General features: G+C 41.0%; 26 protein-coding genes. 3 read left to right on the forward strand and 23 right to left on the reverse strand.

The window, feature by feature from the left end; all coding sequences use genetic code 11:
* Positions 1 to 3 precede the first annotated feature (3 nt).
* The 3 genes from AXF23_RS07780 to AXF23_RS07790 all read left to right on the forward strand — a co-directional run bounded on the left by AXF23_RS07780 (position 4) and on the right by AXF23_RS07790 (position 3,484).
* Positions 4 to 2,112 carry a dynamin family protein gene (locus AXF23_RS07780; protein ID WP_107624915.1) on the forward strand — a complete coding sequence of 703 codons (2,109 nt, stop codon included), beginning with the start codon at positions 4 to 6 and terminating at the stop codon, positions 2,110 to 2,112.
* 177 nt (positions 2,113 to 2,289) lie between these two features.
* The gene (locus AXF23_RS07785; RefSeq protein ID WP_107624916.1) at positions 2,290 to 2,955 is read left to right on the forward strand and encodes a hypothetical protein; all 666 of its coding nucleotides are present in this window, start codon (positions 2,290 to 2,292) and stop codon (positions 2,953 to 2,955) included.
* Between the two features lie 10 nt (positions 2,956 to 2,965).
* Entirely contained in the window at positions 2,966 to 3,484 is a 519-nt protein-coding gene (locus tag AXF23_RS07790) for a hypothetical protein (protein WP_107624917.1), read from the forward strand.
* Between the two features lie 77 nt (positions 3,485 to 3,561).
* Here AXF23_RS07790 and rplQ read toward each other — a convergent pair whose 3' ends face one another.
* The 23 genes from rplQ to rpsC all read right to left on the reverse strand — a co-directional run bounded on the left by rplQ (position 3,562) and on the right by rpsC (position 15,031).
* On the reverse strand, positions 3,562 to 4,044 hold the full coding sequence (gene rplQ, locus AXF23_RS07795; protein ID WP_107624918.1) for a 50S ribosomal protein L17: 483 nt from the start codon (positions 4,042 to 4,044) through the stop codon (positions 3,562 to 3,564).
* 58 nt (positions 4,045 to 4,102) lie between these two features.
* A complete protein-coding gene (locus AXF23_RS07800; RefSeq protein ID WP_107624919.1) occupies positions 4,103 to 5,101 on the reverse strand; it encodes a DNA-directed RNA polymerase subunit alpha in 999 nt (332 codons plus the stop codon).
* A gap of 13 nt (positions 5,102 to 5,114) precedes the next feature.
* Positions 5,115 to 5,723: a 30S ribosomal protein S4 gene (gene rpsD, locus AXF23_RS07805; protein WP_009012408.1), complete on the reverse strand. Its 609-nt coding sequence runs from the start codon at positions 5,721 to 5,723 to the stop codon at positions 5,115 to 5,117.
* Positions 5,724 to 5,760: 37 nt separating this feature from the next.
* A complete protein-coding gene (rpsK, locus tag AXF23_RS07810; RefSeq protein ID WP_004383890.1) occupies positions 5,761 to 6,150 on the reverse strand; it encodes a 30S ribosomal protein S11 in 390 nt (129 codons plus the stop codon).
* A 20-nt stretch (positions 6,151 to 6,170) separates the two neighbouring features.
* Positions 6,171 to 6,551 carry a 30S ribosomal protein S13 gene (rpsM, locus tag AXF23_RS07815; RefSeq protein WP_004361628.1) on the reverse strand — a complete coding sequence of 127 codons (381 nt, stop codon included), beginning with the start codon at positions 6,549 to 6,551 and terminating at the stop codon, positions 6,171 to 6,173.
* Between the two features lie 97 nt (positions 6,552 to 6,648).
* Positions 6,649 to 6,765, reverse strand: a complete 117-nt coding sequence (gene rpmJ / locus AXF23_RS07820) for a 50S ribosomal protein L36 (RefSeq protein WP_004352823.1) — start codon at positions 6,763 to 6,765, stop codon at positions 6,649 to 6,651.
* A gap of 13 nt (positions 6,766 to 6,778) precedes the next feature.
* Complete coding sequence (gene infA / locus AXF23_RS07825) at positions 6,779 to 6,997, reverse strand: translation initiation factor IF-1 (protein ID WP_004352768.1); 219 nt, start codon at positions 6,995 to 6,997, stop codon at positions 6,779 to 6,781.
* 7 nt (positions 6,998 to 7,004) lie between these two features.
* The gene (gene map / locus AXF23_RS07830) at positions 7,005 to 7,805 is read right to left on the reverse strand and encodes a type I methionyl aminopeptidase (RefSeq protein WP_107624920.1); all 801 of its coding nucleotides are present in this window, start codon (positions 7,803 to 7,805) and stop codon (positions 7,005 to 7,007) included.
* Positions 7,806 to 7,821: 16 nt separating this feature from the next.
* Positions 7,822 to 9,162 carry a preprotein translocase subunit SecY gene (secY, locus tag AXF23_RS07835; RefSeq protein WP_107624921.1) on the reverse strand — a complete coding sequence of 447 codons (1,341 nt, stop codon included), beginning with the start codon at positions 9,160 to 9,162 and terminating at the stop codon, positions 7,822 to 7,824.
* Between the two features lie 4 nt (positions 9,163 to 9,166).
* Positions 9,167 to 9,613 (reverse strand): 50S ribosomal protein L15, encoded by a 447-nt coding sequence (gene rplO, locus AXF23_RS07840; protein ID WP_004361624.1) that lies wholly within the window; start codon positions 9,611 to 9,613, stop codon positions 9,167 to 9,169.
* A gap of 26 nt (positions 9,614 to 9,639) precedes the next feature.
* Complete coding sequence (gene rpmD / locus AXF23_RS07845) at positions 9,640 to 9,816, reverse strand: 50S ribosomal protein L30 (protein ID WP_089366983.1); 177 nt, start codon at positions 9,814 to 9,816, stop codon at positions 9,640 to 9,642.
* A gap of 19 nt (positions 9,817 to 9,835) precedes the next feature.
* Positions 9,836 to 10,348 carry a 30S ribosomal protein S5 gene (gene rpsE, locus AXF23_RS07850; RefSeq protein WP_018911353.1) on the reverse strand — a complete coding sequence of 171 codons (513 nt, stop codon included), beginning with the start codon at positions 10,346 to 10,348 and terminating at the stop codon, positions 9,836 to 9,838.
* 6 nt (positions 10,349 to 10,354) lie between these two features.
* A complete protein-coding gene (gene rplR / locus AXF23_RS07855) occupies positions 10,355 to 10,699 on the reverse strand; it encodes a 50S ribosomal protein L18 (protein ID WP_107624922.1) in 345 nt (114 codons plus the stop codon).
* A gap of 21 nt (positions 10,700 to 10,720) precedes the next feature.
* Positions 10,721 to 11,287: a 50S ribosomal protein L6 gene (gene rplF / locus AXF23_RS07860; protein ID WP_107625829.1), complete on the reverse strand. Its 567-nt coding sequence runs from the start codon at positions 11,285 to 11,287 to the stop codon at positions 10,721 to 10,723.
* 14 nt (positions 11,288 to 11,301) lie between these two features.
* Positions 11,302 to 11,697, reverse strand: a complete 396-nt coding sequence (rpsH, locus tag AXF23_RS07865) for a 30S ribosomal protein S8 (protein ID WP_004361620.1) — start codon at positions 11,695 to 11,697, stop codon at positions 11,302 to 11,304.
* A gap of 125 nt (positions 11,698 to 11,822) precedes the next feature.
* The gene (gene rpsN / locus AXF23_RS07870; protein ID WP_004361619.1) at positions 11,823 to 12,125 is read right to left on the reverse strand and encodes a 30S ribosomal protein S14; all 303 of its coding nucleotides are present in this window, start codon (positions 12,123 to 12,125) and stop codon (positions 11,823 to 11,825) included.
* Positions 12,126 to 12,130: 5 nt separating this feature from the next.
* On the reverse strand, positions 12,131 to 12,685 hold the full coding sequence (gene rplE / locus AXF23_RS07875; RefSeq protein WP_004361618.1) for a 50S ribosomal protein L5: 555 nt from the start codon (positions 12,683 to 12,685) through the stop codon (positions 12,131 to 12,133).
* Complete coding sequence (rplX, locus tag AXF23_RS07880; protein WP_004383897.1) at positions 12,685 to 13,002, reverse strand: 50S ribosomal protein L24; 318 nt, start codon at positions 13,000 to 13,002, stop codon at positions 12,685 to 12,687. The genes rplE and rplX overlap by 1 nt, the downstream gene beginning before the upstream one ends.
* Positions 13,003 to 13,022: 20 nt before the next feature.
* The gene (rplN, locus tag AXF23_RS07885) at positions 13,023 to 13,388 is read right to left on the reverse strand and encodes a 50S ribosomal protein L14 (protein WP_004352833.1); all 366 of its coding nucleotides are present in this window, start codon (positions 13,386 to 13,388) and stop codon (positions 13,023 to 13,025) included.
* A 2-nt stretch (positions 13,389 to 13,390) separates the two neighbouring features.
* Positions 13,391 to 13,657, reverse strand: coding sequence for a 30S ribosomal protein S17 (gene rpsQ, locus AXF23_RS07890; protein ID WP_004361615.1), 267 nt, complete (start codon positions 13,655 to 13,657; stop codon positions 13,391 to 13,393).
* A gap of 2 nt (positions 13,658 to 13,659) precedes the next feature.
* Entirely contained in the window at positions 13,660 to 13,854 is a 195-nt protein-coding gene (rpmC, locus tag AXF23_RS07895) for a 50S ribosomal protein L29 (protein ID WP_004361614.1), read from the reverse strand.
* A 5-nt stretch (positions 13,855 to 13,859) separates the two neighbouring features.
* Positions 13,860 to 14,288 carry a 50S ribosomal protein L16 gene (gene rplP / locus AXF23_RS07900; RefSeq protein WP_004361613.1) on the reverse strand — a complete coding sequence of 143 codons (429 nt, stop codon included), beginning with the start codon at positions 14,286 to 14,288 and terminating at the stop codon, positions 13,860 to 13,862.
* A 14-nt stretch (positions 14,289 to 14,302) separates the two neighbouring features.
* Positions 14,303 to 15,031 carry a 30S ribosomal protein S3 gene (gene rpsC, locus AXF23_RS07905; protein WP_004352815.1) on the reverse strand — a complete coding sequence of 243 codons (729 nt, stop codon included), beginning with the start codon at positions 15,029 to 15,031 and terminating at the stop codon, positions 14,303 to 14,305.
* Between the last annotated feature and the right edge of the window lie 7 nt (positions 15,032 to 15,038).

Below are 15,038 nucleotides of genomic sequence, written 5' to 3' on the forward strand. Positions count from 1 at the left end.
GATATGGAACACAATTTGTTTGAAGAGTTACAAGCAAAAAAACAGCAACTCGTTGCATTCGCAACAAAGGCTGTAGAATATGGATGGATTTCAGCAACGAAAGAAGAATCAACGAACAAAGGAATAATCTCCTTAGAAGAGATAAAAGAAAAAATAGAAAAGGACACTCTAACTATTGGTGTCATTGGACAGATGAAATGTGGAAAATCGACTTTCCTAAATTCTTTTGTTTTTAAAGATAATGTTCTTCCTGCAGCAACTACGCCTATGACTGCTGCACTTTCAGTCATCACGTATGGAGAGAAAGAACATATCGTAGCCGAATTTTATACTGCTGACGAATGGGCAGAACAAAAGATACAAGCCTTAAGAGAAGAGAGTGAAGCGACAGACACACTTGATGCCTCAAAAATAAAAGCAGCAAAAGAGTTAGTTTCTAAAGCTCACAAATTAGGGACATCACTGGATAGTTACCTTGGTAAGACAAAAGAAGATAGTTTTGGACAACTCATAGAATACGTTGGAGCTGAGGGTAAATATGTCTCTATAACAAAGTCTGTCACCATCTATTATCCTAATGAATATCTAAAGGGAGTTGAAGTCGTTGATACTCCAGGATTCAACGATCCAATCGTTTCACGTGAAGAACGAACTAAAGCATTTCTTGCAAAAGCAGATGTTGTCATCATGATGCTTTATGCAGGCCGACCATTTGATGCAACCGATAGAGACATTATCTTCAAAAATGTACGCCAATGCGGAATCGGTAAAGTCCTTGTAGGTATTAATAAATACGACATACCTTATTGTAGCGAAACAAATCCTGAGGATGAAAACCAAATTAAGGATTATGTAAAACAGGAAATCAAAAAAGCCTGTCGCGAATGTAATGACAATACACTTGTTGAGATTCTGAATGATGTTGAGCCTATACCACTTTCCGCAGAGATGGCGTTACTCTCTGAATTACCAATGAGCAAGATTACCTCTTCTGATAGCTTTGAATTCGCATGGAAACGTCATTGCTCTAACTTTGGGATTAGTACACAGACTGAGATGTACAGGTGGAGCCACATAGATCAGTTTATCAAAGCTGTACAGAATATGATTGACAATGAGAAAGGAAAAATCCTATTCAAAAAGCCAATAAATGCAATACTTGCAGCAGGAGAAAAAATAAAAACAGATAATGAAGATGCTCTTAGCCTACTCTCAAATAAAATTACTCTCCTTTTAGCCCCTGACTCTGACCTTGAAGAAAGAGAAGAGAAACTATCAAAAGCAAAAAAGAGAATATTAAAGAAAATCGATTATCTTGAAGAAGACCTTAATGCAGAAATCCGTAATCTTGTTGGAAAAGGTAAAAATGAATTAGAAGACATTGTTGATGCAAGCTGCCGCAGAATGCTCAATATTGTACAAAACGAATGGGGAACTTTTAAGAGCTTTGATAGTATAAGTCCAAGACTTGATACGGAACTACAAGCTTTAAAAACAAGAAAACTTAAACGTGCAACAGAAAATATTTCAAAAGACTGCGAGAATAAAATAAAACGCAGTATTAAAGAATTTTTCTCTGACACAGAAGATATACTTTTGAAATATCTACCTGATTTCAACAACAAAGATTTTATAAAGTCCACTCAAAACAACATAACAATGGATATGGGTAAAAGTGATTTATTTTCTTATGCAAATGATGATGAGGAAGAGATTACTTGGGGTGATGTTATTGGCTCAATATGCAATGGTGCTCTTAATGGAGTCACATTAGGATTATGGGAAAAAACTATAGATTCAATAAGCCATAGTGGAATAAAAAAAGATGTTTCAGACGAAATTAATTCTATTAGTAGGGAATTCGACCCTAAACCATACCTAAATCAGGCTTTCAAGAGCAAAGATAAGATTATCGAGTATGTTCGCAATAGGTTTATTAATGAATTGATTGAGCCACTTCAAAAGCAATTAACAAGTGTACGTTCAAAAATTAATAACAAAGAACAAGAACTACATAATGCAAAAGAAGAATGTAAAGTCTTAGAAGAAACAAAAAGGGATATAGCAAGGCAAATAGAAGATATTCAAGCATTGCAAACAGAACTTTCTTAAGGTTTGAAGGCTTTAAAATCAATAAAAATCCATCAAAAGAGTACGTTAGTTATCTTCTATCGTACTCTTTTGTTACAAAAGGGCATAATTAAGTCTTTAAAATGTTTTGTGTAGATATTTTCAGAAAACGATATTAAATAATATCTATTACACACATAAACAGATTTAATATTGAGAATGAATAAAACAGTAAAACGCGAAATCAATAAGACTGAGTCTTTACTTCTGACCTATTACGAGAACCCACAATTAATAACATGTGACGAGAAGATGGAAGCACTCATCTTTAATCGTCGAATGCTCCTTAACCAACTATTCAAGCCAACAGATGAAAACTATCAGCTGTTAAAGGAATTCAACGAAACACTTAAAGAAGTAGTAATAAAAAACTATCAACAAAGTAGAGAGTTGTATTACAACACAAAAAAAATGTTGGCAGATAGTGGAAGTAGTTTGCTGTTTGAGGGTGTAGAATGTAAAATCTTCTTAGGAAAAGACAGACAATACTCAAAAAGTAATCCTTTTCAAGGAGAAGAATCAGAAATGATATGGGAGATTCTCAATGATGAAGGTTATAACGACATCTATTGCAAATATGGTTGCTGTATGAGCTTCGACGGATATCATGGAGAGGAAGATGACAAGACAGAAATGGAACTCATGGGATTGCAAGATGCTGATGATTGTTGGAATGAAGGGTTAGACCGAGAATGGAGTTACGACTTACACCTTCATCAGCACTTTCACAATCTATACGACCATACAAGCTTCAGCATCTTCGACTTCGTTTATGTTAGGGACTTCTACACAGAGTTTGAACTAAAATTTAATCAGAATACTTAAACAAGAATAAATGGAAAGAAAAGAGTTATGCATAATATCCGACTCTGATATCCCATCGGGTTCTGGTGGTATCAACGGAGAAGGCTATACATACGGACAATTACGCCATCAACCGATTATCGCAGAGATATTACAACGTATCACCCACCCTATTGCACGTCAAATGGCAGAGGACTGTAATGTACGCAACCGTAAAGATGGATTTACAATGTATAAGGTAGATGGTGAATACTGCTTTGAAGGGCTACGTGTTGGTCCAAACGTTAAGATACCAGAAAAAGACGAATTATTAGCTCTGTTAGGTGATCAACCCGTCAACGCTGCAACTATCCGTAACATCACATATACGCTCATACGTGAAGAATTAGCACGGTTATACGGAACATCTGTACAAGAGGCCGCTGACATCATTGGCAACCAACTTGATTGTGCTCCACACGAAGACATCTCTGGCTATATCTTTATGGTACCCAACTGGGCACATAAATGGTTCCGCCACAATGGCTATGTATCAAGAATGCTAAAGTAGAAAGCTTAATCTACAAAAAAACTCCCGATACATTAAGTACCGGGAGTTCTTTATTATAGAGATAAAATCTATTCGGATTATTCAGCCTTTGCCTCTTCAGCAACGTTCTCAACAGCCTCTGCAGGTGCATCAGCCTTCTTTGTAGAACGACGGCTACGACGAGTCTTCTTAGCTTCAGCCTTTGGTGACTTAGCCATATTCTCATTGTAGTCAACAAGCTCGATGAATGCTATCTGAGCAGCGTCACCCTGACGGGTACCGAGCTTGATAACACGTGTATAACCGCCTGGACGATCAGCTACCTTTACTGAAATCTCCTTGAAGAGCTCAGTAACAGCCTCTTTGTTCTGAAGATAACGGAATACAACACGACGTGAGTTAGTTGTATCATTCTTAGAACGTGTAATCAGCGGCTCAACATACTTCTTAAGAGCCTTTGCCTTAGCAAGAGTCGTAGTGATTCTTTTGTGCTGAATCAAAGCAACTGCCAAGTTTGAAAACAACGCAGCGCGGTGGTCAGCAGTACGACCCAAATGGTTGAATTTCTTATTATGTCTCATTTTGTTTTTAACTTGTTGTGGATAAACCCGTCAACTTGTCGTTTAGACAACTCGTCAACTATTCTTTATCCAATTTATACTTTGTAATGTCGGTTCCAAACGACAGATTCAGACTCTCGAGCAAATCATCAAGCTCAGAAAGCGATTTCTTACCAAAGTTACGGAACTTAAGAAGATCCGTCTTGTTGTACTGTACGAGGTCACCTAATGTCTCTACATCAGCAGCCTTCAAGCAGTTGAGAGCACGAACACTCAAGTTGAGACTTGTGTCGGTCAACTTGGTCTTCAAGAGTTGGCGCATGTGCAGAACCTCCTCATCAAACTCCTGGTTGCCCTCCTGATCAGGATTCTCAAGAGTAATCTTCTCATCAGAGAACAACATGAAGTGATAAATAAGAATCTTTGCAGCCTCTTTCAGTGCATCCTTTGGGTGGATGGAACCATCGGTCGTAACTTCAACAACCAATTTGTCATAGTCGGTCTTCTGTTCAACACGATATGGCTCAACAGCATATTTAACGTTACGAATAGGGGTGTAGATGGAATCGATTGGGAGTACGTTTACATCAGTGCAGTATTCACGATTTTCCTCAGCAGGAACGTAACCACGTCCCTTGTTGATGGTCAAATCAATCTGCATAGAAGCCTTGGAGTCTAAATGACAAATCACCAAATCAGGGTTTAACACTTCAAATCCAGTCAGATACTTACCGATATCACCTGCTTTGAATTCGGTAGAATTCTCTACGGTGATACTAACTTTCTCATTCTCGAATTCTTCTACTACTTGCTTGAATCGAACTTGCTTGAGATTCAAGATGATGTTGGTAACATCTTCCTTCACACCAGGAACTGAAGAGAACTCGTGCTCAACACCAGCTATACGGATAGTGTTGATTGCGAAGCCTTCCAGCGATGAAAGGAGGATGCGACGAAGAGCGTTACCAATGGTAACACCGAAGCCAGGCTCAAGTGGACGGAATTCGAACTTGCCGAAATGGTCATTGGCCTCCAGCATCACTACTTTATCAGGTTTTTGAAATGCTAATATCGCCATTAATTTAATGATTTTATTGTTTAGAGTACAACTCAACGATTAACTGCTCCTTAATATTCTCTGGGATGTCAGCACGATCTGGACGATGAAGGAACTTACCGCACTTAGCGTTATCATCCCATTCAAGCCAAGGATACTTGCTGTGGTTAAAGCCTGCCAAAGCGGCCTCGATAACCTCAAGTGACTTAGCCTTCTCACGAACGCCTACAACGTCACCAGCCTTTACTTGATAAGAAGCAATATTTACGACATTACCGTTAACAACAATATGTTTGTGGCTAACGAGCTGACGCGCAGCTGCACGAGTAGGAGCGATACCGAGACGGAACACTACATTATCCAGACGGCTCTCAAGACTCTGAAGAAGAACCTCACCAGTAATACCATCTGCCTTAGCAGCCTTGTCGAACAGATTACGGAACTGACGCTCCAAAACGCCATAAGTGTATTTAGCCTTCTGCTTCTCTGCAAGCTGAGCACCATACTCAGAAACTTTGCGACGACGGTTATTACCGTGCTGTCCTGGAGGGAAATTTCTCTTAGCTAATACCTTATCTGCGCCGAAAATTGGCTCACCGAAACGGCGTGCAATTCGTGATTTTGGACCTATGTATCTTGCCATAATTAATATGAATTCTTTTAATTGTTATAAGATGTGATTATACACGACGACGCTTTGGAGGACGGCAGCCGTTGTGTGGCAATGGAGTAACGTCAACGATTTCAGTTACCTGAATACCTGCTGCATTCACCGCACGGATTGCGCTCTCACGACCGTTACCTGGACCCTTAACAAATGCCTTAACCTTACGAAGACCGAGATCGAAAGCTACCTTTGAGCAATCCTCTGCTGCCATCTGAGCAGCGTAAGGAGTGTTCTTCTTTGATCCACGGAATCCCATCTTACCAGCTGAAGACCAAGAGATAACCTGACCCTCGTTATTAGCCAAAGATACAATGATGTTATTGAATGAGCTATGTACATGGAGCTGTCCAAGTGCATCAACTCTTACGTTTCTTTTCTTAGATGTTGCTGATTTCTTTGCCATAATTAATTTCCTCCTTAGAATTACTTAGTAGCCTTCTTCTTATTAGCAACAGTCTTCTTCTTTCCCTTACGGGTACGAGCATTGTTCTTAGTACTCTGACCGCGAACAGGAAGACCATTACGATGTCTAACACCACGATAGCAACCTATATCCATGAGGCGCTTGATGTTCATCTGGATCTCAGAACGGAGATCACCTTCAACTTTGAATTCAGCACCGATAATTTCACGGATCTTGGCTGCCTGGTCATCAGACCACTCGCTGACCTTCAGGTCGCGGCTAATACCAGCCTTATCCAATATCTTTGCTGAACTACTTCGACCGATACCATAGATATAGGTCAATGCGATTTCGCCACGCTTATTCTGGGGCAAATCTACTCCAACAATTCTTATTGCCATTGTTTGATAATTAAATAAATAAATGTCATTTAACGCTAAAAAGCACGCAAAGGTAAGCATTAATTACGAGAAAACTTACTCTTTACGCTTTTTTAACTTAACCCTGACGCATTTTGAACTTAGGGTTCTTCTTGTTAATAACGAACAGGCGACCCTTACGACGAACGATCTTGCAGTCAGCTGTACGCTTCTTTAATGATGCTCTTGTCTTCATATCTCTATGTTGTTTATTTGTATCTGAAAACGATTCGACCCTTAGTCAGGTCGTATGGACTCATCTCAACCTTCACTTTATCACCAGGAAGAATCTTGATGTAGTGCATTCTCATCTTACCGGAAATATGAGCGGTGATATCAACACCATTCTCTAATTCCACTCGAAACATCGCATTTGATAGTGCTTCGAGAATTGTACCGTCCTGCTCTATTGCAGTTTGCTTTGCCATATACTAATTAAAAATTTTGTCCTTCTAAATGTTCTACTTCTTCAAAAGAAGATAAAATATCAGCCTTACCAGCTCTAATCGCAATGGTATGCTCAAAGTGTGCTGCTGGACGACGGTCACGTGTAACAATACTCCATCGGTCTGGTAATATACCAATTTCTCGACTACCCAAAGTAACCATCGGCTCTATTGCTATACACATTCCTGCCTTCAGTAATACTCCACTCCCCCGCTTTCCATAATTAGGAATTGCTGGGTCCTCATGCATCTCACGTCCAATACCATGACCTGTTAGTTCACGAACAATACCATAGCCTTGTGCCTGACAATAGTCCTGAATAACTTGACCAATATCACCGACGTGATGCCCAGCCTGTGCCACCTCAATACCCTTATAGAGAGACTCCTTAGTCGTACGAAGTAGCTTCATCACATCTTCACTTACTTCTCCAACACAAAAAGTATAACAACTATCTCCATTGAACCCATTAAGTAAAGTTCCACAATCAATAGAAATTATATCACCATCCTTCAGCACAACATCTTCACTTGGTATTCCATGTACGACTTCATCATTAATAGACGCACATATACTACCAGGAAAAGGAGGGCCATAAGAACTGGGAAAGCCTTTAAATGTAGGTATGGCACCATTGTCACGAATAAACTCTTCAGCTATTTTATCTAACTGGAGAGTTGTGACACCTGGCTTAACATGACGACCAACCTCTGCCAGAGTTCTACCTACCAGCAGGTTGGCCTCACGCATGAGTTCAATTTCATCTTCAGTCTTTAGAAATATATTCATTCCCTAAGATAAAGATCTAATAAGCTGCAACACCAGCATTGCTACGTGTATGTCCTGAATTAAGAAGTCCATCATAGTGGCGCATCATTAAATGAGATTCAATCTGTTGAAGTGTGTCGATAACAACACCAACAAGAATCAACAATGAAGTTCCACCGAAGAACTGACCAAAGGCATCAGCAACATTTAAATATCCTGCCAATGCAGGCATAATAGCAATGAAAGCGATAAACAAAGCACCTGGTCCCGTAAGACGAGACATTACAGTATCAATATAATCTGCTGTATCCTTTCCAGGTTTAACGCCAGGAATAAAACCGTTATTACGCTTCATATCCTCAGCCATCTGAGTTGGATTAAGTGTAATCGCAGTATAGAAATAAGTAAACACTACGATAAGGAGCACATAAATACAGTTATACGCCAGACTCTTTGTGTTCATCAAAGACTGGAGGACAGGACTGGTATTATCAGATGAATACTGTACAATTGCCAATGGTATAAACATCAAAGCCTGCGCAAAGATGATAGGCATAACATTAGCAGCAAACAGTTTCAAAGGAATATACTGACGAGCTCCACCATATTGTTTATTTCCAACGATGCGCTTAGCATACTGCACAGGAATCTTTCGAGTACCTTGTACAAGGAGTAAAGCCGCACATACAACAGCATAAAGGACAATAATCTCTATGATAAGCATCACGATACCACCACCGATAGCCGCAGAAACGCGATTACTAAACTCCTGAATAAGAGCCTGGGGCAAACGTGCGATGATACCAATCATAATAATCAAAGAGATACCATTACCAACTCCTTTATCCGTGATACGCTCACCGAGCCAAAGAATGAACATAGAACCTGCAGCAAGAATAATTGTCGCAGGAATCATAAATGTAGTCCAATCGATGCCTGAAGCCAAAGCACCACCAGCCTGCACTTTTAAGTTCAACAAGTAAGACGGTGCCTGAAACAGTAGGATTACTACTGTCAGGACACGCGTATACCAGTTTATCTTCTTGTGGCCACTCTCGCCTTCACGCTGCATCTTCTGAAAATAAGGTACAGCGACGGCAAGGATCTGCAAAACGATAGAAGCTGAGATGTATGGCATAATTCCTAATGCGAAGATTGACGCATGAGAAAATGCACCACCGGAGAACATGTCCAAAAGTGACATAAGACCGCCCTTGGTCTGTGCCTGCAATTTTTCCAACAGGGTAGGATTGATGCCTGGAAGCACCACAAACGACCCAAACCGGTAAATAGCTGTGAACAGAATAGTAATGAGAAGTCGCTGACGCAAATCCTCAATTTTCCAACAGTTCTTCAGTGTCTCAATAAACTTTTTCATTAACTTAGATTATAGTTGTGTTACCACCTACTGCCTTGATAGCCTCTTCAGCAGTCTTAGAGAAGGCATTTGCTGAAACCTCCAACTTAGCCTTCAATTCACCATTACCGAGAACCTTAACAAGTTCCTTACCATTGGTAAGTCCAGCAGCCTTAAGCTCCTCAACACCAATCTTAGTAAGATTGTTCTTCTCAGCAAGTGCCTGAAGAGTTGAAAGATTTACAGCGAAATATTCCTTGTGGTTGATGTTCTTGAAACCAGCCTTCGGTACACGACGCTGGAGAGGCATCTGACCACCCTCAAAGCCAATCTTCTTCTTATAACCAGAACGTGACTTTGCACCCTTGTGACCACGAGTAGAAGTACCACCGAGTCCAGAACCTGGACCACGACCAATACGACGACGTGAATGTGTAGAGCCAACAGCTGGTTTCAAATTATTTAATTTCATAATTACTGTTTTCTTTAAAAGATTACTTAATCAATTACTGATACCAGGTGATGAACCTTACGAATCATACCACGGCAGCTTGGGGTATCCTCAACCTCTATAACCTGAGAAATCTTGCGAAGACCCAATGCACGTAAAGTCTCTTTCTGGTCTTTAGGAGCACCAATCTGGCTCTTAATCTGCTTAATCTTAATTTTTGCCATAATTAAATACCTCCTAAAATTAACCGTTAAATACTTTATCCATACTGATACCACGCTCACCTGCAACTGTATATGCATCACGCATATCAGCGAGGGCAGCAATAGTAGCCTTCACAAGGTTATGAGGGTTAGAAGAACCCTTTGACTTTGCAATCACATCAGTAACACCTGCACTCTCAAGAACAGCACGCATAGCACCACCAGCCTTAAGACCAGTACCTGCTGCAGCAGGCTTAAGGAGAACATGAGCACCACTGAAACGAGCCTCTGCTTCATGAGGAACAGTACCCTTCAAAACAGGAACCTTAACAAGGTTCTTCTTTGCTGAATCAGTACCCTTCTGAATAGCTGCAGTTACTTCTCCTGCCTTACCAAGACCCCAGCCAATAACGCCCTTACCGTCACCTACAACGACGATAGCTGCGAATGTGAAAGTACGACCACCCTTTGTAACCTTAGTTACGCGGTTGATTGCAACCAAGCGATCTTTCAGTTCTACGTCACTATTTACTTTTACTCTATTCATTGCCATAATCGTTTAGAATTTAAGTCCTCCCTCACGTGCAGCATCAGCTAAAGCCTGTACACGTCCATGATAGAGATAACCGTTACGGTCAAAAACAACCTGCTCTACGCCAGCAGCCTTAGCATGCTCAGCAACGAGTGTACCAACTTTCTTAGCCTGTTCAATCTTAGCCATCTTTTCAAGGCCAAGTGAAGAAGCAGAAGCGAGTGTTGTTCCCGTCAGATCGTTAATAACCTGTGCATAAATCTGCTTATTACTGCGGAAAACGCTCAAGCGTGGGCGCTCTGCAGTACCGTTCACACTCTTACGAATGCGGAACTTTATCTTAATTCTTCTTTGTTCTTTCTTTGTTGTCATAATCGTAATGATGTATTAAAGTTACTTAGCTGCAGCTGTCTTACCAGACTTTCTGCGAATAACCTCACCCTGGAACAGGACACCCTTACCCTTGTAAGGCTCAGGCTTACGGAAAGAACGAATCTTTGCACAGATGAGACCAAGCAGCTGCTTGTCAGCTGATTCAAGAGTGATGATTGGATTCTGGTTACGCTCGCTCTTTGTCTCAACCTTAACTTCTGAAGGAAGCTGAATAAAGATTGGGTGAGTATAACCAAGAGAGAACTCTACCAAGTTACCCTGGTTAGAAACACGATAACCTACACCAACAAGTTCCAATGTCTTTTTGTAACCCTCACTTACACCAACAACCATATTGTTAACAAGTGAACGATAAAGACCGTGGAAAGCCTGCTTCTGCTTGTAGTTTACTGGGCTATTCTCATCAATTTCGAATGTTACCTGACCGTCCTCGATGATAGTCTTAATAGAAGAATCTACCTTCTGAGAAAGCTCACCCTTAGGACCCTTTACTGTAACAACACCATTGTTAAGAGTAACTGTAACGCCAGCTGGAACACTAATTGGTAATTTTCCTATTCTTGACATATTCAATCCTCCAATTAATAAACATAGCAAAGAACCTCACCACCAATTTTCTCAGCAGCGGCCTCTTTGTCTGTCATTACACCTTTAGACGTGGAAAGAATTGCAATTCCAAGTCCGTTAATTACTCTCGGCATGTCTTTGTAACCAGTATACTGGCGAAGACCTGGGGTAGAAACACGCTTCAATTTCTTGATAGCGCTCTGCTTTGTTACAGGGTCGTACTTCAATGCAACCTTGATTGAGCCTTGGGGACCATCCTCGATGAACTTGTAGTTCAAGATGTAACCCTTCTCGAAGAGAATCTTTGTAATAGACTTCTTCAAGTTAGACGCAGGAACCTCAACAACACGGTGATGAGCCATGATTGCGTTTCTGAGTCTTGTCAGATAATCTGCTATTGGATCTGTCATAAAATATAAATGTTTAATTAATCGGGGCTACCCCGACAATATTAAAAAATCGCTTGAAAGCGGATAATGAGCTGCAAAGATACAAAATCTTTTTCACAATTCACTATCCGCGTCGATATATTTGTTTACCAGCTTGCCTTCTTTACACCTGGAATGAGTCCCTGAGATGCCATCTCACGGAACTGAATACGAGAGAGACCGAACTGACGAATGTATCCCTTTGGACGTCCAGTAATCTTACAACGATTGTGTAGACGAATAGGATTAGCATTCTTTGGAATAGACTGCAACTTACGAGCAGCCTCATAAGCCTCTTCAGGATCATTTGAAGTAGCGATAATCTTTTTCAGAGCTGCGCGTTTCTCCGCATAACGAGCTACAAGCTTTGCACGCTTTACCTCGCGAGCTTTCATTGATTCTTTTGCCATATCAATTAATCGTTTTTAGCATTCTTGAATGGAAGTCCGAAGCCCTTCAGCAAAGCATATCCTTCTTCATCAGTCTTAGCAGATGTTACGAAGGTGATGTTCATACCCTGGATACGGTCAACCTGATCGATATTAATCTCTGGGAAAATAATCTGCTCGGTAATACCGAGAGTATAATTTCCACGACCATCGAACTTGCTCTCGATACCCTTGAAGTCACGAATACGTGGCAAAGATACGCGAACGAGCTTCTCGAGGAACTCATACATACGCTCACGACGCAGAGTTACCATTACGCCAATAGGCATCTTCTTACGCAGTTTGAAGTTTGCAATATCCTTCTTTGAATAAGTTGCAACCGCCTTCTGACCTGTAATAGAAGAAATCTCGTTAACAGCAACCTCGATAAGTTTCTTATCCTGAGTTGCATCACCAAGACCCTGATTGATAACAATCTTCTTCAAAACAGGCACCTGCATAGCTGAAGAATAGTTGAACTGCTTCTGCAAAGCAGGAGCAATCTGCTCCTTATACTGTTTCTTTAACTGAGCTGTATTCATTACTTAATTTCCTCCCCTGACTTTTTAGCGATACGCTTAACAGTCTTGCCTTCACGCTCAATCTTGATACGTGTAGCCTTACCGCTCTTCGGATCGATGAGACTTAAATTTGAGATATGAATTGCAGCCTCCTGCTTAATGATACCACCCTGTGGGTTAGCAGCAGAAGGTTTTGTGCTTTTAGAGACCATATTCAAGCCCTCTACAATAGCACGTTCCTTATCTGCGATGACCTTAAGCACCTTTCCAGTCTTGCCCTTATCTGCACCAGCAAGAACAATGACCTGATCGTCTTTCTTTATATGGAATTTTGCCATTTTATTATTCAATTTAATAATTAAAGAACCTCAGGTGCCAAAGAAACGACCTTCATGTTCACTGCACGCAGCTCACGAGCAACAGGACCGAAGATACGGCTACCACGAATTTCGCCTGCGTTGTTCAGTAATACACATGCATTATCATCGAAGCGGATGTATGAACCATCAGCACGACGAATCTCCTTCTTTGTGCGAACGATCAAAGCCTTTGATACTGCACCCTTTTTCAATTCACTTGATGGGATGACGTTTTGCACAGCAACTACGATAACGTCACCAACACTTGCGTAACGACGACCAGTACCACCAAGTACACGAATGCACTTAGCTTCACGAGCACCGCTGTTATCACATACTGTAAGTTTTGATTCTGTCTGTATCATAATTACTTAGCTTTTTCTACGATTTGAACTAATCTCCATCTCTTTGTCTTAGAAAGAGGACGAGTCTCCATAATGAGTACTGTATCACCTACATTTGCCTCATTCTTCTCGTCATGAGCATGGTACTTCTTTGTCTTCTGGACAAACTTACCATAAATAGGGTGCTTCTCCTTGAACTTAGCTGCAATAACGATGGTTTTATCCATTTTGTTGCTGATAACGACACCCTGTCTTACTTTTCTTAAATTTCTTGTTTCCATCTGGACCATTGTTATTTATTAAGTTCTCTCTGAGAAAGTTCTGTTTTCATACGTGCAATATCACGACGAGCGGCCTTAATCTGAGATGGATTCTCAAGTGGAGTAATCTGATGATTCAGCTTCATTTTTGCAAGAGCTGTCTCAGCATTCTCAATCTTCTCAACCAAATCCTTGGTCTCGAGTTCTTTTACTTCTTTAATCTTCATCTTTCTTAAGCGTTTTTATCGAAATCACGTCTAACAATAAACTTTGTCTTAACAGGCAGCTTCTGTGCAGCGAGACGAAGTGCCTCCTTTGCAATATCAAAGCTTACGCCCTCTACTTCAAAGAGAACACGACCTGGAGTAACTGGTGCAACCCATCCTGCTGGATCACCCTTACCTTTACCCATACGAACATCGGCAGGCTTACGAGTGATTGGTTTATCAGGGAAGATGCGGATCCAGACCTGGCCCTGACGGTTCATATAGCGGTTTACTGCTATACGAGCGGCCTCAATCTGACGGCTGTCGATCCACTTAGCCTCAAGTGTCTTGATGCCGAATGAGCCGAAAGCCAGCTGTGTACCTCTGTGGGCGTTGCCTTTGTTGCCACGTCCGTCTTGAGGTCTTCTATATTTTACTCTTTTTGGCTGTAACATGATAGCTTCTTCTTTTAACGGTTATTGTTTCTTCTACGATTACCTCTTCCAGAACGGCCACCATTGTTAGAACGGCCATTGCTCTTCTCTTGAGTAAAGTTAGGTGTAAGATCTACCTTGTTGTAAACTTCACCACGGCAAATCCATACCTTGATACCCAACAGACCTACCTTAGTAAGGGCTTCTGTCTGACAATAATCGATGTCTGCACGGAATGTATGTAGAGGAGTACGTCCCTCTTTGAACATTTCCTTACGAGCCATTTCGGCACCGTTCAGACGACCTGTAATTTGAACTTTGATACCTTCAGCACCAGCACGCATAGTGTTAGCAACTGCCATCTTGATAGCACGACGGTAAGCTATCTTACCCTCTACCTGGCGAGCGATATTGTTACCAACGATGTTTGCATCAAGTTCAGGTTTCTTAACCTCGAAGATATTAATCTGAATCTCCTTCTTGAAAAGATTCTTCAACTCTTCCTTAAGCTTATCAACATCCTGACCACCTTTACCGATAACGATACCCGGACGAGCGGTGCAAATAGTAATGGTGACGAGCTTCAATGTGCGCTCAATGACAATACGGGAAACGCTTGCTTTTTCCAAACGCTTGTTCAGGTAAGTACGAATCTTACGATCTTCTACGAGATTATCCCCGAAATTCTTGCCACCGAACCAATTTGACTCCCAACCGCGGATGATACCAAGACGGTTGCTAATTGGATTAACTTTCTGTCCCATTCTACTA

It is taken from the genome of Prevotella sp. oral taxon 313, from assembly GCF_003043935.1.
In the GTDB taxonomy this organism is placed as follows: Bacteria; Bacteroidota; Bacteroidia; order Bacteroidales; family Bacteroidaceae; genus Prevotella; species Prevotella jejuni.